Origin of the sequence: Amycolatopsis sp. DSM 110486, assembly GCF_019468465.1 — a bacterium.
GTDB lineage: Bacteria > Actinomycetota > Actinomycetes > Mycobacteriales > Pseudonocardiaceae > Amycolatopsis.
The window spans coordinates 7475113-7501823 of record NZ_CP080519.1 but is presented as its reverse complement, the minus strand read 5'-3'; the positions used below and the strand labels follow the sequence as shown (position 1 = coordinate 7501823).

The 26711-nt window shown below is 72.1% G+C and carries 28 protein-coding genes and 1 pseudogene; 12 read left to right on the top strand and 17 right to left on the bottom strand.

Annotated features, from left to right (window positions below; genetic code table 11):
* Positions 1 to 48: 48 nt before the first annotated feature.
* The 8 genes from K1T34_RS36375 to K1T34_RS36340 form a co-directional block, all read right to left on the bottom strand.
* Positions 49 to 1095 (bottom strand): ABC transporter substrate-binding protein, encoded by a 1047-nt coding sequence (locus K1T34_RS36375; RefSeq protein WP_220239248.1) that lies wholly within the window; start codon positions 1093 to 1095, stop codon positions 49 to 51.
* Positions 1096 to 1213: 118 nt separating this feature from the next.
* Entirely contained in the window at positions 1214 to 1996 is a 783-nt protein-coding gene (locus tag K1T34_RS36370) for an ABC transporter ATP-binding protein (protein ID WP_220239247.1), read from the bottom strand.
* Positions 1997 to 2024: 28 nt separating this feature from the next.
* The gene (locus tag K1T34_RS36365; protein ID WP_220239246.1) at positions 2025 to 2888 is read right to left on the bottom strand and encodes an ABC transporter permease; all 864 of its coding nucleotides are present in this window, start codon (positions 2886 to 2888) and stop codon (positions 2025 to 2027) included.
* A gap of 221 nt (positions 2889 to 3109) precedes the next feature.
* On the bottom strand, positions 3110 to 3835 hold the full coding sequence (locus tag K1T34_RS36360) for a class II aldolase/adducin family protein (protein ID WP_220239245.1): 726 nt from the start codon (positions 3833 to 3835) through the stop codon (positions 3110 to 3112).
* A gap of 318 nt (positions 3836 to 4153) precedes the next feature.
* Positions 4154 to 4993, bottom strand: a complete 840-nt coding sequence (locus K1T34_RS36355; RefSeq protein ID WP_220239244.1) for an alpha/beta fold hydrolase — start codon at positions 4991 to 4993, stop codon at positions 4154 to 4156.
* 154 nt (positions 4994 to 5147) lie between these two features.
* Positions 5148 to 5774: a TetR/AcrR family transcriptional regulator gene (locus K1T34_RS36350; protein WP_220239243.1), complete on the bottom strand. Its 627-nt coding sequence runs from the start codon at positions 5772 to 5774 to the stop codon at positions 5148 to 5150.
* Between the two features lie 46 nt (positions 5775 to 5820).
* Complete coding sequence (locus K1T34_RS36345) at positions 5821 to 7506, bottom strand: sulfatase-like hydrolase/transferase (RefSeq protein WP_370643456.1); 1686 nt, start codon at positions 7504 to 7506, stop codon at positions 5821 to 5823.
* A gap of 93 nt (positions 7507 to 7599) precedes the next feature.
* Entirely contained in the window at positions 7600 to 8631 is a 1032-nt protein-coding gene (locus K1T34_RS36340; protein WP_220239242.1) for a hypothetical protein, read from the bottom strand.
* A 206-nt stretch (positions 8632 to 8837) separates the two neighbouring features.
* On the opposite strand from K1T34_RS36340, the gene K1T34_RS36335 reads away from it, so the two are divergent.
* Positions 8838 to 9455 carry a LuxR C-terminal-related transcriptional regulator gene (locus K1T34_RS36335; protein WP_220239241.1) on the top strand — a complete coding sequence of 206 codons (618 nt, stop codon included), beginning with the start codon at positions 8838 to 8840 and terminating at the stop codon, positions 9453 to 9455.
* A 4-nt stretch (positions 9456 to 9459) separates the two neighbouring features.
* On the opposite strand, the gene K1T34_RS36330 is transcribed toward K1T34_RS36335, so the two are convergent.
* Positions 9460 to 12312: a BTAD domain-containing putative transcriptional regulator gene (locus K1T34_RS36330; RefSeq protein ID WP_220239240.1), complete on the bottom strand. Its 2853-nt coding sequence runs from the start codon at positions 12310 to 12312 to the stop codon at positions 9460 to 9462.
* 280 nt (positions 12313 to 12592) lie between these two features.
* On the opposite strand from K1T34_RS36330, the gene K1T34_RS36325 reads away from it, so the two are divergent.
* Positions 12593 to 14101, top strand: a complete 1509-nt coding sequence (locus K1T34_RS36325; RefSeq protein WP_220239239.1) for an exo-alpha-sialidase — start codon at positions 12593 to 12595, stop codon at positions 14099 to 14101.
* An 89-nt stretch (positions 14102 to 14190) separates the two neighbouring features.
* Here the strand turns inward: K1T34_RS36325 and rpmG are convergent, their stop codons facing one another.
* Positions 14191 to 14355: a 50S ribosomal protein L33 gene (gene rpmG, locus K1T34_RS36320; RefSeq protein WP_220239238.1), complete on the bottom strand. Its 165-nt coding sequence runs from the start codon at positions 14353 to 14355 to the stop codon at positions 14191 to 14193.
* 489 nt (positions 14356 to 14844) lie between these two features.
* Between rpmG and K1T34_RS36315 the strand changes: the two genes are divergently transcribed.
* On the top strand, positions 14845 to 15213 hold the full coding sequence (locus K1T34_RS36315) for a DUF2071 domain-containing protein (protein ID WP_220239237.1): 369 nt from the start codon (positions 14845 to 14847) through the stop codon (positions 15211 to 15213).
* A 4-nt stretch (positions 15214 to 15217) separates the two neighbouring features.
* On the opposite strand, the gene K1T34_RS36310 is transcribed toward K1T34_RS36315, so the two are convergent.
* Positions 15218 to 15649, bottom strand: a complete 432-nt coding sequence (locus K1T34_RS36310) for a hypothetical protein (RefSeq protein WP_220239236.1) — start codon at positions 15647 to 15649, stop codon at positions 15218 to 15220.
* 283 nt (positions 15650 to 15932) lie between these two features.
* On the opposite strand from K1T34_RS36310, the gene K1T34_RS36305 reads away from it, so the two are divergent.
* Positions 15933 to 16307 carry a hypothetical protein gene (locus K1T34_RS36305; protein WP_220239235.1) on the top strand — a complete coding sequence of 125 codons (375 nt, stop codon included), beginning with the start codon at positions 15933 to 15935 and terminating at the stop codon, positions 16305 to 16307.
* A gap of 125 nt (positions 16308 to 16432) precedes the next feature.
* Here the strand turns inward: K1T34_RS36305 and K1T34_RS36300 are convergent, their stop codons facing one another.
* The 3 genes and pseudogenes from K1T34_RS36300 to K1T34_RS53710 form a co-directional block, all read right to left on the bottom strand.
* Positions 16433 to 17428 (bottom strand): NAD-dependent epimerase/dehydratase family protein, encoded by a 996-nt coding sequence (locus K1T34_RS36300; RefSeq protein WP_220239234.1) that lies wholly within the window; start codon positions 17426 to 17428, stop codon positions 16433 to 16435.
* A 64-nt stretch (positions 17429 to 17492) separates the two neighbouring features.
* On the bottom strand, positions 17493 to 17729 hold the full coding sequence (locus K1T34_RS53715) for a response regulator transcription factor (protein ID WP_255637804.1): 237 nt from the start codon (positions 17727 to 17729) through the stop codon (positions 17493 to 17495).
* 106 nt (positions 17730 to 17835) lie between these two features.
* A pseudogene (locus K1T34_RS53710) lies at positions 17836 to 18090 on the bottom strand (response regulator transcription factor); the annotation flags it as partial.
* 22 nt (positions 18091 to 18112) lie between these two features.
* On the opposite strand from K1T34_RS53710, the gene K1T34_RS36290 reads away from it, so the two are divergent.
* Positions 18113 to 19213 carry a sensor histidine kinase gene (locus K1T34_RS36290; RefSeq protein WP_220239233.1) on the top strand — a complete coding sequence of 367 codons (1101 nt, stop codon included), beginning with the start codon at positions 18113 to 18115 and terminating at the stop codon, positions 19211 to 19213.
* Here the strand turns inward: K1T34_RS36290 and K1T34_RS36285 are convergent.
* Positions 19173 to 19679 (bottom strand): polysaccharide deacetylase family protein, encoded by a 507-nt coding sequence (locus K1T34_RS36285; RefSeq protein ID WP_255637803.1) that lies wholly within the window; start codon positions 19677 to 19679, stop codon positions 19173 to 19175. The genes K1T34_RS36290 and K1T34_RS36285 overlap by 41 nt on opposite strands.
* Before the next feature lie 243 nt (positions 19680 to 19922).
* On the opposite strand from K1T34_RS36285, the gene K1T34_RS36280 reads away from it, so the two are divergent.
* Positions 19923 to 20210 carry an antibiotic biosynthesis monooxygenase gene (locus K1T34_RS36280; protein WP_220239232.1) on the top strand — a complete coding sequence of 96 codons (288 nt, stop codon included), beginning with the start codon at positions 19923 to 19925 and terminating at the stop codon, positions 20208 to 20210.
* Between the two features lie 4 nt (positions 20211 to 20214).
* Here K1T34_RS36280 and K1T34_RS36275 read toward each other — a convergent pair whose 3' ends face one another.
* Positions 20215 to 21576: a PLP-dependent aminotransferase family protein gene (locus tag K1T34_RS36275; protein ID WP_220239231.1), complete on the bottom strand. Its 1362-nt coding sequence runs from the start codon at positions 21574 to 21576 to the stop codon at positions 20215 to 20217.
* 311 nt (positions 21577 to 21887) lie between these two features.
* On the opposite strand from K1T34_RS36275, the gene K1T34_RS36270 reads away from it, so the two are divergent.
* The 6 genes from K1T34_RS36270 (at position 21888) to K1T34_RS36245 (ending at position 25457) form a co-directional block, all read left to right on the top strand.
* Positions 21888 to 22043, top strand: coding sequence for a DUF6131 family protein (locus K1T34_RS36270; protein WP_220239230.1), 156 nt, complete (start codon positions 21888 to 21890; stop codon positions 22041 to 22043).
* 76 nt (positions 22044 to 22119) lie between these two features.
* Positions 22120 to 22302: a CsbD family protein gene (locus K1T34_RS36265; RefSeq protein ID WP_220239229.1), complete on the top strand. Its 183-nt coding sequence runs from the start codon at positions 22120 to 22122 to the stop codon at positions 22300 to 22302.
* 221 nt (positions 22303 to 22523) lie between these two features.
* Positions 22524 to 22985, top strand: a complete 462-nt coding sequence (locus K1T34_RS36260) for a hypothetical protein (protein ID WP_220239228.1) — start codon at positions 22524 to 22526, stop codon at positions 22983 to 22985.
* Between the two features lie 101 nt (positions 22986 to 23086).
* Complete coding sequence (locus tag K1T34_RS36255; RefSeq protein WP_220239227.1) at positions 23087 to 23467, top strand: STAS domain-containing protein; 381 nt, start codon at positions 23087 to 23089, stop codon at positions 23465 to 23467.
* Positions 23464 to 25041, top strand: coding sequence for a PP2C family protein-serine/threonine phosphatase (locus tag K1T34_RS36250; RefSeq protein ID WP_220239226.1), 1578 nt, complete (start codon positions 23464 to 23466; stop codon positions 25039 to 25041). The genes K1T34_RS36255 and K1T34_RS36250 overlap by 4 nt, the downstream gene beginning before the upstream one ends.
* A complete protein-coding gene (locus K1T34_RS36245) occupies positions 25038 to 25457 on the top strand; it encodes an ATP-binding protein (protein ID WP_220239225.1) in 420 nt (139 codons plus the stop codon). Before K1T34_RS36250 ends, K1T34_RS36245 begins: the two co-directional genes overlap by 4 nt.
* Here K1T34_RS36245 and K1T34_RS36240 read toward each other — a convergent pair.
* Positions 25429 to 26676, bottom strand: coding sequence for an MFS transporter (locus K1T34_RS36240; RefSeq protein WP_220239224.1), 1248 nt, complete (start codon positions 26674 to 26676; stop codon positions 25429 to 25431). The genes K1T34_RS36245 and K1T34_RS36240 overlap by 29 nt on opposite strands.
* Between the last annotated feature and the right edge of the window lie 35 nt (positions 26677 to 26711).

Sequence of the window (26711 nt, the reverse complement as noted above, 5' to 3'; positions counted from 1 at the left end):
TTCCCACTGGGGTTTTTCACCGGGTCTTTCCGTTGCGGATCAGGTGGATCAGTTGATCTTCATGGCGGCCGTGGCCTTGTCCCACGTGGCGGTGTCGACCCAGACGGACGTGGCCGGTGCCTTGGTGATCGCGCCGACCTTGTTGGCCAGATCCTCCTGGACCTTCGCCGAAGCCTCGGAGTAGGCGTCCTTCGTCGCGGGGAATGTGTCCGCCGCCTTGAGGGCGTCGTAGGTGCTCGACGCTTCCTTCTCGTCCGCCTTGGCGTAGGCGACCGCGGCCTTGACCCACTGGTCCTTGTCGGTGTTGAAGATCTGCGCCGCCTTGATCCACGCCTGGTCGATCGCCACGGCCAGCGCGCCGTGGCTCGCGAGCCACTGCGGTGAGGTCGCGAGGAACGAGTCCGCGAGCTCCGGTGCGGTCTTCGACATAGTCACGAGGTCGTGGAAGCCGGCCGAGGTCAGCTTCGAGACGTCGGTGGCGTGCGCGAACGTCGCGTCGATGTGGTGGGTGAGCATGGCGCTCACGCGCACCGACGCGCCACCGGCCACGGTCGTGGTGACCGCCTTGGGGTCGATGTTGTTCTTCGCCAGCAGGTCGGCGAACATCAGCGCCTCGACACCGTGGACGTTGGAGGTGCCGTAGACGTGGCCGGGCAGGTCCTTCATCGAGCTCAGCGAAGGGGCGCCGATGAAGTGGTAATCCAGCCGCGGCTGGCTCGGCCCGAAGATCTTCAGGCCCGAGTTGATCGACGACGATACGGCGAGCGTGCCGATGTCGGCGTCGCCGGCGAGCAGCACCCGGATGGCCGAGGGGTCGCCGGTCTGGTTGACGATCGACGCGTCGGCGCCCCAGCTCTTGAGCACCTGCGCCACGAGGGCGATCTTGGTGTCCTCGATGGCGGGGGCGGCGCCGGTGACGATCCGGATGGTGGTGCCCTTGAGGTTCGGCGTGCCGTCGGCCGAGGTCGGCAGCTTGTCGCCGGTGCCGGTGGCCGCGTCGCCGGAGCCGCACGCGGCCGTGAGCGACACAGTGAGCGCGGCGATCGCGCCGACGACGAGCGCCGTGCGGCGCCGCCGCGAAGAGGGAGCGGACATCGCGGACCCTCCTTTCTGGACTGGATCTGACGGTGGGGTGGGGATGGGGGTTGGGAGAGCGGTTCGAGCGTGGTTCTTCGGTGCAGAAACTTCAGTCAGGAACATCAGTGCGGGAACTTCAGTGCAGGCCGAGCACGATGCCCAGCACGTGGTCGCGCAGCTTCGCCACCTCGGGATCGCCGAGCAGCTCCGCGTGCGTGCGCGGTTTGGGGAACGGGACCTCGACGACATCGCGGACCGAGCCGGGCGAGGTGCCCATCACCACGATGCGGTCGGAGAAGAACACGGCCTCGTCGACGTCGTGCGTCACGAGCACCGTGGTCGCGCCGATGCCTTCGATGATCGTGGCGATGTCCTGCTGCAGCCGGCGCCGGGTGAAGGCGTCGAGCGCGGACAGGGGTTCGTCCATGAACAGCACGTCGGGGTCGCAGGCCAGGGCCCGGGCCAGACCGGCGCGCTGTTGCATGCCGCCGGACAGCGCCGACGGGTAATAGCCCGCGAAGTCCTGCAAGCTCGTCATCTCGAGCTTCGCGGCGATCGCGGCGTCGACCTCTTCGGGCGGAAGCTCCTTGGCCTTCAAGGCGAAGACCATGTTCTCGCGCACGGTCTTCCACGGCAGCAGCGCCGGCTCCTGGAACACGAACCCGATCGACCCCGGCACGCCCTGCACGGGGTTGCCGTTGATGCGGATCTGGCCGTCGTCGACCGGGATGAGCCCGGACATCATCCGCAGCAGCGTGGTCTTGCCGCAGCCCGAGGCGCCGATCAGCGAGATGAAATCACCCTGGCGGATGTCGAAATGCACGTCGGAGACGGCGAGGAAGCTCTCGGCCTTGCGGCCCGGGCGCTGGTAGCGCTTGGACACGTGCTCGATCTCGATGCAGGCCGTGGGTGCGCTCATGGCGAACCTTTCATTGACGGTGCCGGGTTCAGACGCGGGTGTGGGCCGAGGCGTTGGACGACCACGGGGCGAGCTTGCGGCGCAGGACCTCGAGGATGATCGTGCCGATCACGCCGACGATCGAGGAGCTGATGATCGAGGCGAGCAGCGGCGCGGTCTGGAACGAGTCGCCGTAGTTCTGGATCAGCCCGCCGAGACCCTTGAGGCTGATGTCCATCTCGCCGATGATCACACCGATCAGGGCCTTGGCCAGCGCGATGCGCAGGCCGGCGAAGATGTAGGGCACGGCGTTGGGCATCGCGACGTGGCGGACCACCGACCACTCCCCCGCCCGGTAGACCTTCGCCATGTCGAGCAGGATCGCCGGGGTGTTGCGGGTGCCTTCGGCCGTGTTGATGATGATCGACCACACCGCGAGCAGGAAGGTGATCGTGACCTCGGAGGTGAACCCGATGCCCGTCCAGATCACCACGAGCGGCGTGAGCGCGATCAGCGGCGTGGCCTGGAAGAAGCTGACGTAAGGGTTGAGCACGCGCGACACCGTTTCGCGCCGGCCCATCCACACGCCCACCGCGATGCCGACCACGGCCGAGAGCCCGAAGCCCGCCGCGAGCACCTCCATCGCCCGCAGGAAGGCCGCGCCGAGCTCACCGTTGCCGATGATGTCCACAAAGGACGCGGCGACCGCCGACGGGGTGGCCAGCAGGATCGGGTTGACCTGCGCGCCGAAGATCTGCCACACGCCCAGGAACACCACGACCGACGCGACGGGCAGCACCCGCCGGCGGACCTTCGCGTTCCACGGGATCCGGAACTTCCTGGGTGGCGCGGCCGGCGGTCCGGCCCGGTCCGGGGCCGAACTGGCCAAGCTCGTGTCTTCGGTGAGGGACACCGTGACCTCCTCCGGTTGTCAGTTGGAGCCTGGATCCATTCGACATCAAGGTCAAGCAGTCCGGCCGTGAACTGTTCGTTTCGGGGATGACGTTCGTGTGCACCGTGTTGTGCAGCGCGGGTTTCGTGCACTGTGGACACGAGGAGTGCGCACAACGACTGCCACCGGCCGGTTTTCCCCGGCCGACGGTGTTCTGTCCTGCGTGGAGCTGTCCTGTGTGGTCAGGCGGCGAGCACACCGGCGCGGCGGCCGAGGTGCACGTAGTGGTCCCAGAGCTTGCCGGGGCGGTGCCCGCCGCGGTCGTAGCTCTCGGCGACCTGCACGATCTCTTCGGGCGTGAGCGGCAGCGGCGTGCCGAGCTGGCGCGCGATGAGGAGCGTGCGGGCGTTCTCCTCGAGGTCGAGGCAGTCCATCAGCAGTTCCTGGATGCGGTTCGCGACCACGACCGTGCCGTGCGAGCGCAGCAGGCACGCGCCGGCGTCGCCGAGGGTCTTCGCCACGGCGTCACCCTGCTCGCGCGAGCGGATGTGCGTGGGGTCGGGGTGCACGGCCAGGCCGTCGGGGAACTTGTACGCGAAGTGGCGCATCGGCAGAAACGGGTGGTCGACCATGGTGAAGGTGGTCGACAGCGTGGGGTGGCCGTGGCAGATGAAGTCCACTTCGGGCCGCGCGCGGTAGACACCGGTGTGGATGGCCGTCTCGGCCGGCGGCGGGAGCTCGCCCTCGACGAGGTTGCCGTCCAGGTCCACGACCAGCAGGTCTTCGGGTCGCAGCGCGGCGCGGCTCGCGTCGCGCGGCTGGATGAAGATGCGGTCGTCGGTGCCCGGCACCCGCGCGGAGAGGTGGCCGCTGTAGTCGAGGACACCCTTGAACACGAGCAAGCTGGTGCAGGTGACGAGATCGGCCCGTACTCGGTCGGCGTCGGTGTCGGCCTGGGAATCGATCATGAAAGCCCTTCCTCTCGGATTGGCGATTGGATCCAGGATAAAGGAAACACTTTCACAGCGGAAGTATCTCCAGGTCGCGAACCGGCCACGGAGTTGCGACCGGCGTGCGGGTGGGGCTGTTGTTGCGGGAAGGTTAGGCCTCCGCGCCGCCCGGCGCCATCATCTGAGGTAACGCTTCCGATTTTCCCGATCAGGTCGCGACGCGACAGTCGGCAACATCGGAAAGTGCTTCGAGAGCACATTCGCGGCCATCAGGACCACGCACGGTGACCGGCGCGGGCCCGATGGCCGCGAAATGACCTTTGTGGACAGTGAAGCTCAGGTGGTGCGCGTGAACTCGCCGATCAGCCGGGCCAGCTCGGCGGGCCGGTCGAGCGGCAGCAGGGTGTAGCTGTCGTCCACTTCGGACAGTTGTGCCTTCGGCAGCAGCTCGGCCAGCCGTCGCCCGTGTTCCGGTGGCATCACGCGGTCCTCGCTCGCCCACACCACCAGCGTGGGCCGGTCGAACTCCGGCAGGTGCGCCGCGGCTTCGACGAGGATCCCGGGTTCGGCCGCCGCGGCCCGCAGCACGCGGACGGTGTCGCGGCGGATCCCGGGCTCTGTCAGCAGGGGCCGCAGCCACCGGGCTACGGCCGCGTCGCCGCGCTTCGTCAGCCACCCGAACGAGATCGGCAAGCGGCGCAGGGCTTTCAGCCGCATCTGTTGCATGAAGGCCCCGAACAACCCCGGTGACAACCGGCCCGTGAGGAACAGTGTCTTCCCCGTCAGCCCCGGCGGGAAGTTGTCGAACGCGTCGCACGACGCGAGCACCACCCGCCGCACCCGGCCGGCGTCCCCGGCCATCAGCAGTTGCACGAGCGCCCCACCGGTATCCACGCCGACCAACGTCACCTCGCGAAGATCCAAGCGTGCCAAGAACTCCCCCGCCAGCCGCGCGAGCGCCGGCATCGACAGCTCGGCGTCGGGCCGCATCGCCTTCCGGTGCGCCCCGAGCGGCAACGTCGGCGCGACACACCGGAACTCCCCCGCGAGATCCGCGATCGTCTCCGCCCACAGCGACGAGTCCATCAGCAACCCGTGCAGGAACACCAGAACCGGCCCGTCGCCGCCCGTGTCCTCGTACTCGATCGTCCCCGCGGACAGCTCGATCTCGTTCATTCGCCCGCCTCCCCCGCGGACGGACCGCCGTGCTCCCCGAACCGTGCTCGCCGACACCCCATGCGGACCTCCCGGTCGTTCGCCCCGCCAGAAGTGAACCACGTGGTTCGCAAACGCGTCCAGTCCCGCCGCCCCGGGAAACCACCCGAGCGGCTCAGTCCCCCGCGGCTTCCTCCCGTTCCAGCGCCCGCTCCAGCGCCGCGAAGCCCGCGTCGGCGCCGCCGGGATCGTCGCTGGTCAGGCGGTGCACGACGAACCCGCGCAGCGTCGCCAGCACGAGCTCGGCCACCTCCCGTTTGCGCTGCTCGGGCCACGACTGGGGGCAGAACGACACCAGCAGGTCCAGGTACTGCCGCGTCGAGCCGCGGCCGAGGTCGGCGTAGCGCTCGGGGTCGTACATGGTGAGCCCGACGGCCTGGTCGAGCACGCGGCGCAGACCCGGCTCCTCGTCACGCAGCGTCTGCCACGCCACGCGCACGCGGCCGGCGAGTGTGCGCTGCTTCGCGCCGTCGGCCATGGCCGCGAGCGCGTTGCCGATCCGGCGGTCGCGCAACGCGAACACGGCCTGCGCGAGCAGGTCCTCCGCTCCGGCGAAGTGGTAGAGCAGCACTTTGTGCGTGGTGCCGGCCGCCCGCGCCGCGCGCCGCAGGGAGAAGTCGACGAGGCCGTTCACGGCGAGGTCGTCCGTCACACGCGCCAGCAGCTCGCGCCGCCGCGCCTCCCCGCGCGGCGACCCCGCCGACCGCCGATAGCCCGTCCGTTCCGCCGAATCGTCGTCCACCCCGACAGCTTCCCCGATGCCCGTGCGGCGCGCAGCGACCGGCCTCTTACTTGGCGAACGCGGTCAGGAACCGGTCCCGGAAGGTGTCCATGCGCCATACCGGCGCGTTGGCCGCCGGGCGCATGCCGTCGGTCCAGTTCCACGACGACACCCGGTTCAGCACCGCCGGGTCCTTCGCCACGATGGTGATCGGAACCTGGTGCGTCACCCCGGCCGGCGTGACCACGGGCGGCTGGTGGTCGCCCAGGAACACCAGCACCGTGTTGTCGTTGCCGTAGGTTTGCAGGTAGGACGTCAGCGTCGAGAGCGTGTACTGGATCGCCTTGCCGTAGGCGTCGCGGATCTGGCTCGGGTCCTTCCACACCTGCTCCGGGTCCTCGCCCATCGCCGGCTGCGGGTCGAAGATCGAGCCGTCGCCGACCTTGTTCCAGTCCACAAGCGACGGGCGCGGCGACCACGGCGCGTGGCTCGACACGAAGTCGACCTCGGCCATCACGGGTTTGCGGTTCTGTGCGGCGAGTTCGGTGCGCTGCAGGAAGGACAGCGTGTACTGGTCGGGCATCGTGGCGTACGCGTAGCCCGGGCCCTGGTAGCCGACAGTGTGGAAGTCGTAGTACTGCTGGAACCCGTAGTACTTGCCTTCCGGCCACGGCATCGTGTGGGCCGGCACGTCCTGCACCGTCTTCCAGCCGGCCTTGCCGAACGCGCGCGTCAGCGAAAGCCGGTTGCTCGCCAGGAGGTCGTTGTAGCGCTGCTGGTTGTCCACCCACGTTCCCGATTGGACGGTCGAGTGCGCGAGCCAGCTGCCGCCGCCGAAGGTCGACGAGTCCAGGAAACCGCTCTTCGCCGCGAACCCGGCCGTCTGCAGGCTCTTCGTCTCCTGGTCGAGCTGGGCGTCGATGGCCGGGGCGATGTCGGAGCCCTCGATCGCGAAGCGGCCGTAACTCTCCACAAAGGTCAGCAGCACGTCCTTGCCCTTCAACCCCTGCAACAACTGGTCGCCCGGAGTGTTGGCGAAGGGGTCGTCGGCCAGCTGCGCCGCGAAGTCCTGCTTGTCGTGCAGGTCGGTCCCGACCTGCCGGATGTCGTCGAAGGCAAGCGCGGCCGCACTGCGCGACGCGATCGGCTGCCCGGGCGCGAGCTGCACCCCGAACACCGCCGCGACGATCCACACGACCCCGAGCACCGCCACCACGCGCGTCGACGCCGTGCGCCGCCCGGCCGCCAGACGCGTGAGCCGCATCGCGGCGAGCGTCGTGAACACGACCACCGCCAGGATCAGCAGCACCACGCCCACCGCGGAGGCGATCGCCCCGGCGCCGCCGACCTCACCACGCAGGAAGTCGAGCCCCGCGCTCACGAAGCTCCAGTCGAAGATCGGGTCGAACGGGCGCGAGAGCACCTCGTTGAACCCCATGTCCACGAGCTTCAGCACCGTCAGCACGCCGAGCACCGCGCCGACCACGCCGGCCAGCACGCGCCGCCACCGCGGCGGCAGCACCAACGCGAGCGCCGTGACGACCAGCGCCTCCACCGGAATCCGGACGAACGCCGCGGGCGAGAGCTCCACCAGGTTGTTCGGCGCCACCAACGCGAACAACACGAGCAGGCACGCCAGCACCGTCAGCACCACAGCCGTCACGCGCCGCGCCCGACCGCGCTCCGGCGGCGCGGGGTCCGGTTCCTCCACTCCGGACTGCTCGCGATCGTCGGTGCGCGTGAAGAGTGACACGGGGTTCCTTTCCGCCCGAAACCGGCACGGCGGCCGGTGCTCCTCTTCCTTACACGGACGGAAACGCCGAGCGGTTCAGCGGGTTGCCCCGGATCACACCGAAGTGAGCCCCTCCCGGCACCGCAGCCCCGGCACCAACACGTGGACCACCGACACCCGGCCGGTGTGGTGCTCGCGCAGGTAGGCCGTCAGTTCCCGCGCGGCGAGGCTGTCCAGGAGCTCGGCCAGCAGCTCCGGCGCCGTGCCGGAGAGGTTGTTCTCCCGGAACGGCACGAATTCCGCGGCCTCGGCCAGGGCCGGGTACCGGGCGGCCGGGGTCGCGGCGCGGCGGCGCAGCAGGCCGGTCAACGCGTCGGTCAGGGCGCACCGCCGGCTGAACGACACGCCGGCGCCCCAGGCGGCGCGGTCGCCGGCCAGGTAGGCGGGCACGCCGAGCTGGGGCGTGAGGTCGGCGACGCGCACGGGCCCGCCCGCGGCGAGCGACGCGGAGGCGAGCAGCGCGGCCAGGTCCGAGGGCAGGCCGGCCGGGTCGAGCAGCGCCGGGCGGGCACCGGCGAGCATCGACTCGTGGGCGTTGTGGTCGAGCAGGCCGATCAGCGCGCGCACGGTCGCCTCGGCGCTGGTCGTCGCGGCGCCCCACGAAGCGGCGGCCGGCCGGGTCCCGAGGGCGTCGTAGCCCACGACGTCGCCCACGGAGTGGCGCAGCAGCAGGTGCCCGGCTCGGCCGTAGTCGGTGATCGCGAGCACGGCCGGCACGGCGGCGACCGGGCCGAGGCCGGTCGGCATCAGCCGCCGGTACGCGAGCGTGCCGACGGGCAGGTCGGTGTAGCGGGCCAGGGAGCACACGGTCTCGTCGGCGGCCAGCGGGCCCGTCGCCAGCTCCGGCGCCGGCACCGCGCGCACGTCGGCCGGGCGCAGCCAGGCGGCGCCGCCGAAGCGGCGGGTCAGCGCGTCGAGCACGGCGTCGCGTTCCGCGGTGGCACCCGCGCCGTAGCCCGGCCCGGCCGAGAGCGCCACGCCGTCGCGCAGCAGGTCGCAGCGCCACACGGCGGCGATCCCGCCCGCCACCGGAGTCAGCTTCGCGGTCAGCCCCAGGTCGGCCACCTCGGCCAAAACGTCGTCCATCTTGTTCGCACCAGCTCGTCGTCCGGGGTCCTGAGAAGGACCCACCTGCCCCCTGCCCGCATCAAACTCGATCACCGCCGGGGAGTCGAGCACTTTCCCGCACGCGTGACCGAACGGCCACCGCCGCGGGGTGCTCTGCGCGGCCACTGAACGACGACTGAACGCGCCCGGAGTAGTTGATCAGTCCATTCGCGCATGCTGACAGCATGAACCAGACCCTGCGGACCGGAACCGTGCGTACCCTGCTCTCGGTCTCCGACGCGCTCACGCGCGCGTGCCTCGAAAGCTACTTCGACGGGAAGCCCGAAGTAGCCGTGGTCGACCGCACCCGCCCGATGGGCGCCGAGGTCTCGCTCGTGGTCACCGACCGGTTCACGCCACGCACGCGCGACATCCTGGAACGGGTCGCCGCGACACTCGACATCCCGTCCGTGCTGGTCATCGGCCGGCTCGACGACCTGCCGATCACCGAGCTCGCCCAGCACCGCGTGGTCACGATCCTGGACAAGACGACCAGCCGCAGCGAGGCCGTCACGCAGGCCGTGATCGACGCGGCCGGCGCGCACCCGGCGGACCCGGTCGAGCGGCTGAGCACGCAGGTGCGCCGGCTGACGCACGCGGCGGCCCGGCAGAACCGCCTCGACCGCCGCGAGACCGACATCCTGCGCTTCCTCGCCGACGGTCTCTCGGCCGGCGAAGTGGCCAACCAGCTGGGTTACAGCGAGCGCACGGTGAAGAACATCATCAGCAAGATGACCGTCCGGCTGGAGCTGCGCAACCGCGCCCACGCCGTGGCCTACGCGATCCGCGAAGGCCTGATCTGACCGCTCACGCGCCCGGCGGCGACACCACGCGGGAGACCGGGTCGCCGAGGCGCAGCCGCACGTCGTTGGCGGCGGGCATGCCGAACGCGTCGAGCACGTGGAGCGCCTCGCGCCACGCCTTCTCCGCGCCTTCCGGATCGCCCGCCGCGCTGAGCGCGTCGCCGAGCGCCACGAGGGAGTCGGACTCGTCGGAGCGGTTCCCGAGCTCGCGGTAGTAGGTCACGGCGCGGCGCCACGCGTCGATCGCCTGGTCGAGGTGCCCGAGCGAGCCGTACGCGGTGGCCAGGGTGCTCCAGCAGTTGCCTTCGCCGTTGCGGTCGCCGATGTCCTCGTAGAGCTTCATCGCCCGCAGGATCAGCGGCACGGCCTCGGCGTTGCCGCCCATCTCGCTGAGGCAGCGGCCGATGCCCTCGAGCCCGATGGCCTCGCCCTTCACGTTGCCACTGGCCCGGTACAGCTCGAACGCGCGCTCGTGGTGCTCCAGCGCCGCGTTGAACCGGCCCAGCTTGGCGAACACCGTGCCGAAGTTGCTGTGCACGTAGGCCTGGTCGGCCGCCAAACCCAGCTGTTCGAACAGTTCCGCGGTGCGGTTGAGGTGCTCCAGCGCTTCGTCGTAGCGCTCGACGAAGTGGTAGGCGCCCGCGAGACTGCGGTGCACGTTGGCCTGCGCCACCAGGTCTCCGGTGCCGACGGCGACGCGCAACGCGAGCTCCGCCTGCGTGACCCAGTCGTGGTAGAGCGCGCTGCGCTGGTAGTACGGCTGCAGGCTCAGCACCAGCTTCCACACGTTCCCGGCCAGGCGCGGCACCCCGGCGATCTGCCGGATCAGCAGTGTCAAAGCGGGCAGCTCGGCCTCGAACCACTCCATCGCCTCGCCGTAGCCCCGCGCGAGGTCGGCGGTCACGCCCGGCTCGAGCACGGGCGGCTCGATCGGGAGCTGGTGCGGGTTCAGCGCGAGGTACGCGCCGTGGGTGCTGCACAGGTAGTGGTTCACCAGCCGTGCGAGGGCGTCGGCCTGTTCGTCGGCCGGGTCGGTCTGCTCGCGCAGCTCCATCGCGTACGAGCGCACGAGGTCGTGGGCGAGGTAGCGCCCCGGGCGGTGCTCGCTGAGGTAGCGGATACGCGTGAGCTCTTCGAGCAGGTCCTGCGCCTGCAGCAGGGGTACCCCGGCGAGGCTCGCGGCCGCCGCGGTCGAGAAGTCGGCGCCGCGGTGCAGCGAAAGCAAGCGGAACAGCCGCGCCGCACCGGGTTCGAGCACGCGGTAGGACCAGGAGAACACCGTGCGCACGTCGCCCGCGCTGTCGCCGCGAAACGCCTCGAGCGTCCCTTGGGTGGCGCGCAGCTTCGCGGTGATGTCGGCGAGCGAGAACTGCGGGTGCGTCCGGGCGCGCGCGGCGACGATCGCCAACGCGAGCGGCAGCCGGCCGCACAGCTCGATGATCTCCTCCACGGCCTCGGGTTCGGCCGCCACCTTCGCCTCGCCGAGCCGTCGCACGAGCGTCTCGCGGGCTTCCGACGACGACAGCGTGTCGAGCGTCAGCACGTCGGCGTCCTCGGTGGCGACCAGGGCACTGAGGCGGTTGCGGCTGGTCACGATCACGGCCGAGCCGGCGCTGCCCGGCAGCAGCGGCCGCACCTGCTCGGAGTCGCGGACATTGTCGAGCACCACCAGCATCTGGCGCCCGGCGAGCAGGCTGCGGTAGAGGCCGCTGCGCGCGTCGAGACCCGAGGGCGCCTGCGTGGCCTCGATGCCGAGCACGTCGAGGAACCCGCGCAGCGCGTCGGCCGGGTCGACGGTGGCACCCGTGGGGTCGAAACCGCGCATGTTGACGTAGAGCTGCCCGTCGGGGAAGCGCTCGGCGACCTGGTGCGCGAGGTGGATGGCCAGCGAGGTCTTTCCGGTGCCGGCCAGCCCGTCGATCACCGCGACGGTGACGCGCCGTCGCTCGGCGGCGCAGTCGAACAACCCGGCGAGCCGGGTGAGCTGGTCGCGGCGGCCGGTGAACGTCGGCAGGTCCGGCGGCAGCTGCGCCGGTCGCACCACGGGCCGGGCCTGCGGTGCGCGGACCGCGGGCACTTCCTCGGCCTGCTGCACCAATACGTCGTGCTGCATGCGCGTGAGCTCCGCGCCGGGCTCGACGCCGAGCTCGTCGACCAGTCGCTTGCGGATCTCGCGGTACACCTCGAGCGCCGCGGCCCGGCGCCCGACCGAGTCGAGCGCGAGCATGAGCCGGGCGTGCACGGTCTCGTTGAAGGGATCGGCTTTCACGGCCCGCTCGAGGTGCAGCAGCAACGGCTGCAGCGGGCGCCCGGCCGCGTGGGCGACGTCGGCGGCCTCCACGACCGTGGCCAGGCCCTCCTGGTCGATGCCGGCCAGCAGCGCGCGGGCGCGCCCGGGCATCATCAGCCCGGCCGCGCACGGGCCGCGCCACAGGGCGAGGGCGGCGTTGAACTCGGCGAGTGCGTCGTCGGCGTTCTCCGCGCGGCGCGCCCGCTGCACGCGTGCGCGGAACTCGACGAGGTCGGAGGAGACGGCGTCGACCTGCAGGCCGTAGCCGCCGGGGTGGCGCACGAGCCAGTGACCGGGCGAACGCGCGGGCAGGTCGGGCTCGACGAGCCGGCGAAGGGCGCCGACGTAGCGCTGGATCACGTTCACGGCGCTGGCCGGCGGCTGGTCGTCCCACAGCAGGCCCACGAGCTCGTCGACCCCGGTCGGCTGGCCGGCGCGCGCGAGCAGCACCGCCAGCAGCAAGTTCTGCGCCGGCGACCCGATCGCGAGCTCGTGGCCACCGCGCCAGGCGCGCAGCGGTCCCAGCAGCTCGAACCGGACGCCGACGGGGGCACCGGGTTCGCTCACCGGTTCCTCCCTCGCTCACCGGTTGCGGGCACGTCTCCCGTTGAGCGTAGCGCCCGCTACGGCGCGGGTCCGCGAGAGCGCCCTGCCGACAGGACAGCGGTCCCGTAGGTAGGACGTGGGACGATCACGGCCAGATCACCGCCGGGCAAACAGTTCTCCTTGGTACAAAAGCGATTGTGCGTGCGGTTGTACGGCGTGTGTACGACCGCGCCGGAGCCTGGGAGCACTTTCGGCAGCCGCCCCGCGATCGCGGGGGCGGCCCCCAGGACGGAGACCGACAGTGAATCTGAGACGTGTCGCACGAGGACTGCTCACGGCAGTGGCCGGGGCGACGGCGTTCGCCGCGGCGGCCGTGGTGCCGGGCGCGACCCCCGCCGCGTCGGCCGACGCGGCCAGCACGGTGGTGTACCAGGCCGGCACCGGCGGCTACTCGTGCTTCCGCATCCCCGCCATCGTCAAGGCGAACAACGGCGACCTGCTCGCCTTCGCCGAGGGCCGCAAGAACAGCTGCGCCGACACCGGCGACATCGACCTGGTCATGAAGCGCCAGGCCAAGGGCAGCTCCACGTGGGGCCCACTGCAGATCGTGATCCAGGGCTTCGGCGACGTGAAGGGCAACCCCACGCCCGTCGTCGTGCCGCCGACCGCGGACGAGCCCAACGGCCGCGTGGTGCTTCTCTCGGTGATGCAGTGCGTCGCCCCGCACGCCGCTTGCGGCCGCGTTCCGCGCGTGAGCATCAGCAAGGACAACGGCTCCACGTGGGCCGCGCCCCAGGTGCTCACCACGCAGCTCGGCTTCACGGCGGCGCCGGGCTGGCTCGCGACCGGGCCGTCGCACGCTTCGGTGCTCACCCGCGGTGCCCACAAGGGGCGCCTCGTCGCGGGCATGAGCTACCAGGTCAACGGCTCCGCGCCCGACACCGGCTCGATCATCTACAGCGACGACCGCGGCGCGACCTGGCACCGCGGCGCCACCGACGCGAGCACGAACAACAGCACCCTCAACCCTCAGGAGATCAGCCTCACCGAGCTGCCCGACGGCAAGATCTACGCCTCGGCCCGCAACAACGCCGGCACGATGTGCTCCACCATCGAGCGCGCGTACGCGATCAGCTCCGACGGCGGGCAGACGTTCAGCCAGAAGTTCGTGACCGAGCCGGGCCTGGCGAAGACGCCCGACGTGCAGGGGTCCACGGTCGCGATGAGCGCCACGGACACCGGCGGCGCGTACACCCGGCTGATCTTCGCCGGCCCCTCGGTGTGCGACCACCGCCACGCGCTGCGCATCCGCTCGTCGTTCGACGAGGGCGGCAGCTGGCAGGGTGACACCGACGGGTTCCTGGTGTGGAGCCAGGACGCGGCGTACTCCGACCTCGTCTCGCTCGGCACCGGCTCGGCCGGTGTCCTGTTCGAGGGCGGCCCGCAGGGCAACTCCAGCGCGGCGATCCGCTGGGCGAAGTTCACCGACGCGGACCTGGGCGCGCCGGCGTGCGGCTGGGGCTACGGCGTGATCGACCAGGGCTCGCTCGGCACCGCGGGGACGGTGTACTTGTCCTACAACGCGGCCACCGGCAAGAACTGCGTGAGCACGATGAAGAACTCCGGCGCGGGCACGCCGTCGCAGACCACCGCCTACCTGCAGGTGCAGGGCGGGACGAAGCAGACGGACTCCGGCTCGTTCTCCTGGTTCGCCGGGCCGGTCACGGCTTCGGCGGCCGGCAAGTGCGTGACGTGGGGAGGCTCGATCGGCACCGTGAAGTTCGACGCGCCGCTGGGGCACTGCGGCTGACTTCGCGTGCCGCTGCTGCGGCGGCGCCACCGAAAAAGGGGCTGAGGGTGGTCGTGGTGACCACCCTCAGCCCCTTGTCTTGCTCGGTGTCAGCGCTCTTCGCGGAAGTCCACGTGCTCGCGGACGACCGGGTCGTACTTGCGCAGGACCATCCGGTCCGGGTCGTTGCGGCGGTTCTTGGTCACCACATACGTGTAGCCCGTGCCGGCGGTGGAACGCAGCTTGATCACCGGGCGCAAAACGCTCTTCGCCATCGGTTCTCACCCCTTCCTGCTCGTGGCGGTCGCCGGGTTCCTCCGGCTTCCGCAGCAGATGTAACAGTGGGAGGGCACGGAAAAGTCCCGGCGGGCAGTGGCCGGGGTCACGCCGTCGGGCGACCGTCCATTTCGGACGGGTGGGCTGGGGTCGTGTTCGGGATGCCGTCCTCGCGGGGCGGCTTGCGTTGGGGGAGCACCCCGAAGCTTGATTGTGCTGACGGCCGTTGACCCCGTGTAAAGGCGGGAAAGCGTGCCTTGACGCGGGGTCGGCGGCCGTAGGGAGGCTTCGGATCGGGGTGGCGGGGTGGGGCTGGGTGCAGGGCTTGGTTGCGTTGTCGGCCGGCGGTTGGCGAGGTGCGGCGCGTGGCTTGGGTGGGCGAGGAGTTGGTTCGGCGGCCGGCGGCTGGGCAGGCCAAAGCGCCCCCAATGTGGCGTTCGGTGCGCTCAACGCACCCAATGTGGCGTTCGGTGCGTCGAGCGCAACCAATGCCGCGTTGGGGCGCGAGCGGCGGGGTGGCGGGCGCGGAGGAGGGCGGTGGTGAAGGCGACGTACTCGCCTACGAGTGTCGGCGCGGGCGGAGCCGGGTGGTGGTGCGCGCCGGCGCGTGGAGCGGGCGGTCGTCGGAGGCTGGAGACGTTCTGACCACGCGGTGGGTGGGCCGCGACGTGACGTGGCACGGGCGAACGTTGTGCGTGCCCAACGACCACCCCGAGTGGCCGCTGCACCGCGCGTCGCTGCTGGAGCCGCGCGACGACCTGGCGGAGCTGGGCGGGGTCGCGGTGGCGGGCGAGCCGGTGAGCGTGCTGTATTCGCCGGGGGTGCCGGCGCGGTTCGGAGCGCCGTTCGTGGTGTGAGGTGCTAGTGGGTGCAGGCGGCGCAGGCCTTTGCCGCGGGTTCGACCGGGGCCGGTGGCCGCCGGGGCTGGGGTACGGCGGCCGGCCGGCACGGCTGGCACGAGCCGACGGCCGGCCCGAGTTCGACGATGATCTGTTTCGGCGGGGCGATGGGCACGGGCCGCACACGCGGCAGGACCTCGGCGACCGCGCGCAACTCCTCCGCGAATCGCGCCTGCGTGCGGACGGCGCGCGCTGTGCGCAGGGCGGGGCGGCGGCGCAGCACGAGCAGCGCCGCCGTGAGCGGCCCGCCTGCCAACGGCAGACCGGCGACCACCGTCGCGAACAGTTCCATCACCGACCCCAGAGGTGCGCGGACACCGGCACCGTGACCGCTCGGCTCGGCGGTCCGTCCCCCGTACTTCGCGGGGTAGTCGATGCTAACGCCGGTTGCCACGTGGCCAACAGGATCACCACCCGGCCGTGGTGGCGTCCGCCTCGTGAACGTCACTTGACATGGTGAGGGAGATTCGTCACGCCCGTGTCGCCATTGCCCGGTCGACCACCAAGCCGTGGTACGAACGACCCTTTTCGCGCGGTGCTCCATCTTCTACAGAAGCGCGCAGACAGGACCGAAAAGAGAAGTGTGTCTGTCCTACCTTGGGGGAGGTCGTGCTAACGTCCGCGCCAGCGCGCGGATGCACGTGCAGATTCCCGAGCTGGCAACGGAAGGCGGGACGATGAACCACCACCGAGCGGCCCGGCCACCCTGTGACGTCGAATCCGGCCTGCGCGCCCTCATCGCCCGCGGCTACCAGTTCGTGCACCCGAGCGACGCCACCGGCGCCGTCCTCGCGGTCGTCGGCGTCCGCGTCCACGGCGACGTCGTGGACGTCGTCCGCCTCGACGCCGAGGACGACGCCACCGCCACCCGCATGTCGGCGGACGAGGAAAACGTTTTCACGCCGAGCACCTGGCTGTGGCGCACGAGCGGCCCCGCCACCCTCGTGCTGGCCGACCTCCTCGCCCTCCCGGACGAAACCACCCCCGCCGTCGCGGGCGGCTGCTGGGTCCCGGGCCGCCCGGGCACGGCGAAGTGGCTCGCCGCAAGCTGACCCGGCTCACCAGCGCCTGACAAGCGCACGCGGGTTTGCCGCGCCCGCCGGCGAAGTCGCCAGGTGGCTCGTCGCGAACCGACCCAGCTCCCCCAGCAGCCGCCACTCCCCCAGATCTCACCTGATCACAACCCCGCCAACACCTCCGCCTCCTCGGCCGCCGACAGGCCCGAGCGCCGGTCGCGGTCCAGCCCCAGGTTGCGTTCGCGCGCCAGGGCGCCCGCGACGGCGTCGGCGAGGGGGCGGACGTCCAGGCCCGCCGCCAGTGACGGGGCCGGGTCGTGGGAGGCGAGGCCGGCGTAGGTGGGTGGGAGCCACAGCGGCAGGGAGCGTGGACCGGACCACGGGGCGACGCCGGCGGTTTCCAGCTGGGTATCCGTGGCGGGCACGAACTCGACGTCGGTCCCGACGGCCGCGGCGATGTCCGCGAGCAGCTTGCCCAGGTCGGCTGCGGGGCCGATCCCGTCGAAGGTGCCGCCCAGCCCGGTCTCGAACGCGGTGACGATCCAGGCCGCGAGGTCGCGCACGTCGATGTACTGCGCGAGCCGGTCGGAGGCGGGCACGAGCACGCGCCCGCCGCGGGCGAAGCGGCCGGGCCAGTAGCCGAAGCGGTCGCTGCCGTCGCCGGGGCCGGTGATCAGGCCGGGCCGCACCACGAAGGCGCGCTCCCCCAGCGCGGCGCGCACGGCGTTCTCGCTGGCCACCTTGATGCCGCCGTACAGCCCGGTGCCGCCTTCCGCGGTCAGGTCGTCGCGGGTCGCGTGGCGCGGCAGCGGGTCCACGAGCGGGCCGGTCGCCGGGGTCTGGCCGGGCGTCGCCTCGTCGGCGTAGACGTTGATCGTCGAGACGAACGTCCAGTGCGCCACGCGGTCCGCGAGGACCGCAAGCGCCCGCTGCACCCACGGGAACGACATCGGCGCCACGTCCACCACGGCGTCGAAATCGGGCAGCGAAGCCAATCCGTCCGGATCGTCGCGGTCCACCTTGATCAGCCGCGCGCCGTCGGGCACCGTCCCCGACTCGCCGCGCGCCGCGCACACGACCTCGTGGCCCCGTCGCAGCGCCTCCACCGCGACGGCCCGTCCGACGAACACCGTCCCACCCAGCACGAGAAGTCTCATGCCCTCACCCTGGCGCGCGCTGCCCCGGCGCCACCACCGGTCTCGCGGAGGGCGAACGCACGCCTCAGCCCAGCACCCGCTCCGCCGCCAGCGCCGCCTGCGTGCGGCTGCCCACCTGAAGCTTCGCGAGCAGGTTGCCCACGTGGACCTTGACCGTGCGTTCCGCCAGGCCGAGCTCGGCGGCGATGTCCCGATTGGACAGTCCGCGGCCGAGCAACGCCAGCACGTCGCGTTCGCGCGGGGTGAACAGTTCGGCCGGCGCCCCGAGCTCCGCGGCGACGGCCGGGCTGACGGCGGTCACTCCCGCGTGCGCCGCGCGGACGGCGGCGGCCAGCTCTTCGCCCGTGGAGTCCTTTGAGCACGAACCCGTCCGCGCCCTCGGCGAGGGCGCGGCGGATGTCGCTCGCCCGCCGGATCGTCGTCAGCATCACCACGCGCGGGCGGGGCGTGCGCGCCCGCAGCCGCCGCAGCACCTCGTGGCCGTCGAGGCCCGGCAGGTTCAGGTCCAGCAGCACCACGTCACCCAGGTCGCCCGGCACAGCGAGCAGCCCGGCGCCGTCGGCGTGCACGCCCGTCACCGTGAGGTCCGGCTGCGCGGCGAGGATGAAGGCGAGACCTTCGCGGACGAGCGCGTGGTCGTCGACGACGCGGATCCCGATCACCGGCGCGCTCTACCTTCGGCCCGTGCGCCGACTCGCCGATCGACGGCTCCTCGCCGACCTGGCGACCACGCTGCTGGTCGCCGTCCTGCTCGCGCTGGGCGGCACGTGGCAGCCGGGCCACGGCGGGGCCGGCCTGCTGCTCGTCGTGGCACAACTGCTGCCGCTGCCCCTTCGCCGGCGGTTCCCCGGCTGGGTGCTCGCCGTGGTCGCCGCGACGACCGTCGCCCACCTCGTCACCAGCGCGCCGCGCAACCTCGACTACCTCCCGGTCCTGCTCGCCCTCTACACCGCGCCGATGTCGCCGCGCCCGCTCGTGCGGTTCTGGCTGTGCGGCGCCACGACGGCCGCGGTCGGCGCGGCGATGGTGCCCGCCAAGGGTTTCGTGGACGGCGCGCTGCGCACCGCCACCATCTGTGTCGTCGCGTGGCTGCTCGGCGTGGAACGCCAGCGTCATGTCGCCGAACGCGCGGAGTTCGCCGCGCAACGCACGCGCCACCGGCTGGAACGCCTTGCCGCCGAACGCCGTGACCGCACCGCGCGGCGGCTGCACAACACGCTCGCGCGCACCACCACCGTGATGCTCGTGCAGGCCGAGGCCCTGCGCGCGGTCGGCGACCTGACCGACGCCGACCGCCTGCGCGTCGACGCGACGCTGTCGGCCGGCCGCGACGCACTGGGCCAGGTCCGCGCGACGCTGCGCGAACTCCACGGCGAGGACGAACCCACCGCCGAACCCGCGCTGGCCGACGTGCTCGACCAGCTGCGCTCCGCCGGTCTGGTCCTCGACGCCGTGCCGGACGCGGCGGCCTTCCCCGGCCCCGTCCGCCCGCTCGCCGGACGGGTGATCGCCGAAGCCGCCACCAACGCCCTGCGCCACCACGGCCCGGGCACGCGCCTGGGCGTCGAGGTCGCCGTGACCGGCGGGCAGGTCCGGATCGCCGTCGCGTCGAAGGTTCAGACCCCACCGGCCGGGGAAACCGCCGGTGCCGGCTACGGCCTCACCAGCCTGCGCGCGCAGCTGGCCGAGCACGGCGGCTCGCTCACCGCCGGACCCGTGGCAGGCGGCTGGTCCGTGGTGGCCGTCATCCCTTGCCCCGCAACGCCAGCAGCTGCGACACCGTGACGAACCGGTAGCCCCGCGCCCGCAGCCCGTTGATCGCGGGGCCGAGCGCTTCCCGCGTCGCCTCGCGAGCGGGGTACATCGCGTGCAGCACCACGATCGAGCCCGGACGCACGTGGCTCACCACGTACTCGGCGGTCGCGGTGGCCGAAGCGTCGACGGCGGGGTAGGAGTTCGGCTCGACGTCCCACATGATCGTCTGCCGGCCGTGCTGGTGGAGGTAGTACGGGAGCGCGAGCAGCTTCTTGCCGTTGGGCGGGCGCACGGTGATCTCGCCCCGGTAGCCGGTCCGGCGGATGAGCGCGTCGGTGCGTTCGATCTCCGACGCGACGTAGCCGGGCGTCACCAGCACCATGCGCTCGTGCGAGTAGGTGTGGTTGCCCAGTTCGTGCCCGGCCGCGGCGAGCTCACGGCCCAGCTCGGGGTGTGCCTCCAGTTCTCGTCCGATGAGGAAGAAAGTGGCCTTCACCCCGCGGCGCGAACGTGCGCGCGTCGACCACCCGCAGCAGGGCGTACCCGCCGCCGAGCACCAGCACGAGCGCGACGGCGAGCGAGATCGTCCAGCGGGCCCGCCGGGACAGGTGGGGACGGATCATGCGCGCCACCCCGCCCACCCGGCCCGCGCGCCGGAAGCGGCGGAGGTACTAGTCCCTCCGGTCGATCACCGGACCGGCAGTACCGGTGATCGCGAGTCCGGAGTAGAACGACAGGGGTGATCACCGAAATCGCGATCGTCGACGTGAAACCGGGCGCCGGCGACGAATTCGCCGCCGCGTACGCGAAAGCCCACGAGCTGCTCGCGACCACGCCCGGCTGCCGCAGTGCGCGGATGATGCGCAGTGAGGAGAGCCCGGACCGCTTCGTCGGCGTCGTCGAGTGGGAGTCGAAGCAGCACCACCTGGAGCACTTCCGGGGCACCGACCGCTACGCGGCGTACGGCGCGCTGCTCGGGCCCTACCTCGCCGCGCAGCCGCGGGTGGAGCACTTCGAGGCCGTCTGACGGGTCAGGCGCTGCGGCGGGACCGGACGCCGGCCGCCCGCGCGATCATCCCGGCCAGGTCGGCGACCGGGGCCGGGTCGTCGGGGAGCTGGCCCACGGCGACGCGGATGTGCGGCGCGCCGGAGCGGCCGGTGAAACACCGGCTGCCCGCGCCGACGGAGACGCCGTGCGCGGCCAGCGTGACCAAGGTGCGGGTCTCCTCGGGCACCGGCACCCACAGCGTGAGCCCGTCGCCCACGGCCACGTCGAGGCCGTGGTCGCGCAGCGCCTCGGCGAGCACCGCCCGGCGACCGGCGTAGCGCCGGCGCGCGCGGTGGACCAGCGCGTCCGTGGCGGTGTCGGTGAGCAGGAACGCCTGCGCGTCCTGCAGCACCCGGCTGGACCACGCGGTGCCGAACGCCCGGTGCGCGCGCACCCGCTCCACGAGCGCGGCCGAGCCGCCGAGCACGCAGCTGCGCAGCTCGGTGCCGAAGGCCGTGCAATAAGACCGCACCAGCAGCACCTGCCCGGGCAGGTGCGTGCCCAGGCTCGCCCCCGCCGAGGCGGCGAGCGGGCCGAAGTCGTCGGCCTCGATCACGGCGGTGTCGGTACGCGCGAGCACGGCGGCGAGCTCGGCGACGCGAGCGGCGGACACGGTGTGACCCAGCGGGTTCTGCGCGCGCGGCTGGTAGACGAAGGCGACGGGCCGGTGCGCCAGCGCGGCTTCGAGCGCGTCGGCGCGCGGGCCGGCTTCGTCGCGGCGCACCGGAACCACGTGGATGCGCGCCGCGCGCAGGTGCCGCAGCAGCCACGGCGCGGTCGGTTCCTCGACCGCGACCACGTCGCCGGGCCGGGCCACCGCCCGGCACGCCAACGCCACACCTTCCTGACCACCGGCGGCGACTGTCCACGCCTCCGCCGCGAACGGCCACTCCGGCTTCACCGCCGCCCGCAGCCGGGAGCTGATCGGTTCCTTCACCGCCCGCCGCTCCGACCGCACCCCGGCGGCCACCGCGTCCTCCAGCGGCGGCAGCAGCGCGGGATCGGGTGAGCCGTGCTCCAGGTCCACCGACTGCCAGCCCGGGAACATCCGCGCGGGCGGGAGCCCGGCGGGCGGCGCCAGCACGGTCGTGCCGCGACGGCGGCCGGTGCCGATCAGCCCGGCCGCGCGCAGCTGCGCCCACGCCTCCGCGATCGTCGTGGGACTCACCGACAGCTCGGCCGCGAGCGCGCGCACGGTCGGCAGCCGCGTGCCGGGCTGCACCTCACCGTCGCGGATGAGGCCCGACACGGCGCCCGCGATGCCGCGCGCCGTGCGTTCGCCGATCCGCACGGCGAGCCAGCCGAGCCCGACCGGCGCCGTCGTCGCGAGTTCGCCCGAGGCCACGCACCGGCTCCCCTCATTCGGTGAGAAATCGATCTGTCGGGCTCAAAAGCTAGGCCGCTCGCACCCCGCCGCAAAGCGGTTTCACATCCTGGTCGGCCCCGGCAAAGGCGGTACAAAACCGCAGCTTCGCCCACCTGTGCGCATATTCCTTCGGTGACCGAATGAACTCGACGGAACCGGTTCCGCCGATTCGACCACCGGATCAGACCACTGGTACGTCCACACCGGACCGGACCCGAAAGTGTTTGCGAGATCGCCCGGCCGGGTACTTCGAAACCATCGGTCCCCATTACGGAACAGCTGGAGAATCCATGATCGTGCTCGGAGTCATCCTGCTCGTCGTCGGTTTCATCACCGGCATCTCGATCCTGTGGACGATCGGCATCGTCCTGCTGGTCATCGGTGCGGTCCTGGCCATCCTGGGCGGAACCGGCCGCAGGGTCGGCGGCCGCGCGCACTGGTACTGAGCCACTTGTTCACCGGGCGACTTGTTTGAACCGCCGGAAAACGGGTAACCACCCGGCCTTCGCGAAAGGAGCGGTCGTGAACGACAAAATGCAGAACAAGGCCGATGAATTGAAGGGCCGCGCCAAAGAAGCACTCGGAAACGCCACCGGAAACGAGCAGTGGCAGGCCGAAGGCAAGGCGGACCAGGCCAAGGGTGCCCTCAAGCAGGCCGGTGAGAAGGTCAAGGACGCGGTCGACGGGCTGAAGAACAAGAACTGACACGCGGGTGAACGCGCGCCGCCGGGTCCCGCCCGGCGGCGCTCGCGCGTCCCGGGATGTGAGGCGCCCCAAGGGAAACCGCCCCCGAACGAGTGAGATCGCGGTCTCACAAAACCGAGGATTGAACCAAAGGGTGAGAGGGTAGCCGTGGGACGCCGCCCGTCCCGACCGGCGCGGCCACGATCGCGGTGTGGCTGACCGCCCGACCAGGGAGAATCGCCATGACGACCTCACTCACCCCCGAGATCACCGAAAAGGCGCCCGCGAAACTCGCCGGACGCTCCGAATTCCCGCGTGCGGCACCGGCTCCGGCCGCGCCCGCACCGGACGCAGGCGCGCCGGGCGCCACCGCGCCGGACCTCACCGGCGTGCACACGACCGCCCCGGACACGAATACCGACACCGGGGAATCCGGCTCCCAGCTCCACCGCCTCGCGGCCATGGCTTCACTGCAGGAGTGGATCCGGCGCAGCAGCCCCGTTCTCATGCACGAAGCCGTTCTCGCCGGTGAAAGCCCTGCCGAGGTCGCCGCGGCCGCGCGGCTGTCGGTCGCCCAAGCGCACCTCACCTGGAACACGTGGGCCACCCGCCGGCTGGCCTCCCCCACGCCCGGCGAAGCCCTTCCGCTGCGCCGGTACCTGCGCGTGCACACTGCCTTCGCCCGGGCGCTGAACGACGCCTGATCATTCGGTCACCGAACCGGTCGGCGGCCCGAGAGGGCCCGGCACTGCACCGAGCGGGGTACGGCCGGGCTCAACGGACGCCGGCTTGGCATCATTTGCGCATGGCTGAGTCCGGTGCCCCCGGCGACGACGCGGGCCGGGTGGAGACCACGGGCGGCGCCGTCGCGCTGAGTGAGGACGACGGTGCCACGGTGCTGGCCGTGAGCGGCGCCCTCGACCTCGCGCTCGCCCCCAAGCTGCGCCGGCTCGTGGACCGCGCCGCGCGCACGGGGGCGCCGGTGCTCGTGATCGACCTCAGCGCGGTCGACTTCCTGGCTTCGGCGGGGATGGCGGTGCTCGTGTGGGCCCACCGGCAGGCCGAACCCGCCGACGTGCGCGTGGTCGCGAGCAGCCGGCTCACGCTGCGGCCGCTGGAGCTGACCCGCCTGACCGACGAGCTCGCCGTGTTCCCCTCGGTGCCCGCCGCGCTGGCGGGCGCATGACCACCGCCGACGGCCTCGGGCCCGTGGCCGCGGCCGTGCGCAAGGCGTTCGTCGACGCCGAGGGCCGGCCCGTGGCCGTGCGGATCCGCCGGCTCGACGCCGCGGACTACCGGGGCCGGGGCCGGATCGTGGTCCCCGACGCCGCGACCGTGGCCCAGCTCGTCCCGGCTCAACGCGTGACGGGCGCCGTGGTCGTCACCGACGAGGACGCCACCGTGCTGCTGCACACCGACGCTCCCGAAGGCGCCCGCCTCGCACCGACCGCAGCCGGGGTCGACGCCGCGACGGCCGAGCTCACCGGCACCGTCAGCCGGCTGCGCGCCGAGGCCGGCGTCGTCGACGCCCTGCACTCCATCGGCCGCCGGCTCACCGCCCAGCTCGACCTCGACGTCGTGGTCCAGGAAGCGACCGACGCCGCCACCGGCGCGACGGGGGCCGCCTTCGGCGCGTTCTTCTACAACCTCGTCGACCAGTTCGGCGAGTCGTACACGCTCTACACCCTCTCCGGCGTGCCGCGCGAAGCGTTCTCCCGCTTCCCCATGCCCCGCAACACCGCCGTGTTCGGCCCGACGTTCGACGGCACCGGCACCGTCCGCAGCGCGGACATCACGGCCGACCCGCGGTTCGGCCACAACGCGCCCTACCACGGCATGCCCGAGGGGCACCTGCCCGTGCGTAGCTATCTCGCCGTATCGGTCGTCAGCCCCACCAGCGGCGAGGTGCTCGGCGGGTTCTTCTTCGGCCACCCCGAAACCGTCCGGTTCACCGAGCGCCACGAGTACCTCGCCGAAGGCATCGCGGGGTACGCCGCCATCGCGTTGGACAACGCCCGCCTCTTCGAACGCGAGCGCACCCTCGCCGCAGAGCTCTCGCGCAGCATGGTGCCCGCCGCGCCGCGGATCCCAGGCCTCGACCTCGTCACGCGCTACCTGCCGGCCGCCACCGGCAGCAAGGTCGGCGGCGACTGGTTCGACGTACTCCGCCTGGGTTCGGACGCCACCGCGTTCGTGATCGGCGACGTCGTCGGCCACGGCGTCGCCGCCGCCACCGTGATGGGCCAGGTCCGCACCGCGATCCGCTCGTACGCGCTGCTGGAGCTGCCGCCGTCGGAGGTCCTGCGCAACGTCTCACAGCTCACCGGCCGGTTCGCCGAGCCGAGTTTCGTGACTTGTTTCTACGCCGTGCACGAGCCCGCGGACCACTCGCTGACGTACGCGAACGCCGGGCACCTGCCCGCCGTGCTCGTCCACGCCGACGGCACGCCCCAGCAGATCGGCGAGGCGCTGGCCCAGCCGCTCGGCGTCGGCGCGGAGTTCCCGCAGGAGCAGGTGGCTTTCCCGCCCGGCACCGACCTCGTGCCCTACACCGACGGTCTGGTCGAGAGCCGCACCCGCGACCTCACCGTCGGCATCGCCGGGCTGCTCACCGCGCTCGGTGCCCTGCACGATGCCCTGCACGATGGGTCCGACGCGGAAACCGCGTGGGACCGCCTGATCCACGACCTCACCGGCGGCAGCCACGACGACGACATCGCCCTGATCCACGTGCGCCGCCGCGACGGAGGTGCGGTGTGACGGGGCGCGCGACCGAGGATCGCCTGACGCCGGAGTTCCGCCGCCGCGTCACGGCCGCGCCGGAGCCGCTGATCGGCCTGCGCCGCGCCCTCGCCGGCTGGGTCGCGGGGCTCGGCATGAGCACCACGCAGCAGGAAGACGTGGTGATGGCGAGCTACGAAGCCATGGCCAACTCCGCCGAACACGCCTACGAGGGCCGGGAAACCGGCGTCCTCGACGTCCTCGCGACCTGCGTGGGCGAAACCGTCACCGTGATCGTCACCGACTACGGCCGCTGGCTGCCGCCCCGCTCGACCAACGGCCTGCGCGGCCGCGGCCTGCCGTTGATGCGGGGCCTGGCGCACGAAAGCGAGTGCCTGCAGCGCCCGGACGGCACCACGGTGACGCTCAGCTGGCGGCTCGAACCGGCCGGATAGCGGGCCGCAGGATGCGGTTCGCCGACCAGGCGAGCAGCAGGAGCTCGGCCACGGAAAAGCCCAGCAGCGCCATCGGGCTCGACACCCACACCAGCGCCAGCCCGACGGCGAGCACCGGCACGACGAGGCCCGCGTAGGCCGCGAGGAACAGCGCCGCCAGCACCTGCCCGCGCGAGCGCGGACCGGCCAGCGTGGCCACGGTGGTCACCGACGCGCGGAATCCGAGCCCCATGCCCGTGCCGGCCAGCAGGCTGCCGGCGAAGAACAGCCACAGCGAAGGCAGCAGCGCGGCGACCGGCAGCACCACCAGTCCCACGGCCATCAGCGTGAAGCCGAGCCGCAGCTGGCGCGCGAGAGTGAGCCGCGCGAAGACGATCTGCCCGAGCGCGGCGGCGACCAGCAGTGACGCCGCCGCGATCCCGGCGAGCAGGTGGCCGCTTTGGTGCAGACCCTGGGCGAGCAGCGTCGGCGCCAGGGCCGCGAACAGTCCCGTGATCGCGAACGAGGCGAACACGGCGATGGCCGCACCGAAGAACGTCGGCTTCGCGTCGGCCGGCAGCGAAAGCCGCTGCGGCCGGTACGCGGGCGGCTCGTCCCACGGCTCGACGGTCTCGGGCACCAGCGCCACGGCGATCGCGGCCGCGAGCAGCACCACCAGGAACACCGCGAACGGTGTGGTGAGCGGGCTCGTCGCGTACTTCGCGAAGAACCCGCCGACGAGCGGGCCGAGGCCGAGCCCGCCGAGGTTCACCACGCTCGCGATCAGCCTGGCGTGGCCGGCGTGCTCACCGGGCCGCGCGACCGCGCGCAGCTCCGACAGGTGCGCGGTGGCCGTGGCGGTGAGCGCCCCGATGCCGGCGCCGCTGATCAGCCGGGCCAGCAGGAGCACCGGCACCTCCGGCGACGACAGGAACAACGCGGCCGCCAACGCTTCGGCGAGGGTGGCGGCGACGATCACGCGGCGCCGGCCGAGCCAGTCGCTCACGTGGCCGGCGAGGTAGAGGCTCGCCATCACGCCCACGGCGTAGGCGACGAAGACGAGGGTGACCACGAACGTCGGGAACCCGTCCTGGCGCTGGTAAATCGCGTACAGCGGCGTCGGCACGGTGGAGAACGCGAGCGACGCGGCGAACGCGAGGGCGATCACGCGGAAGCCCCAGTCGTGGGTGAGCCGCGGGCGGACTGTGCGGGCTGTGACGGGCGAAACGGTGTGGACCATGGCTTGCCTTCCCCGGAAGATCCTTGTGCCTTCAA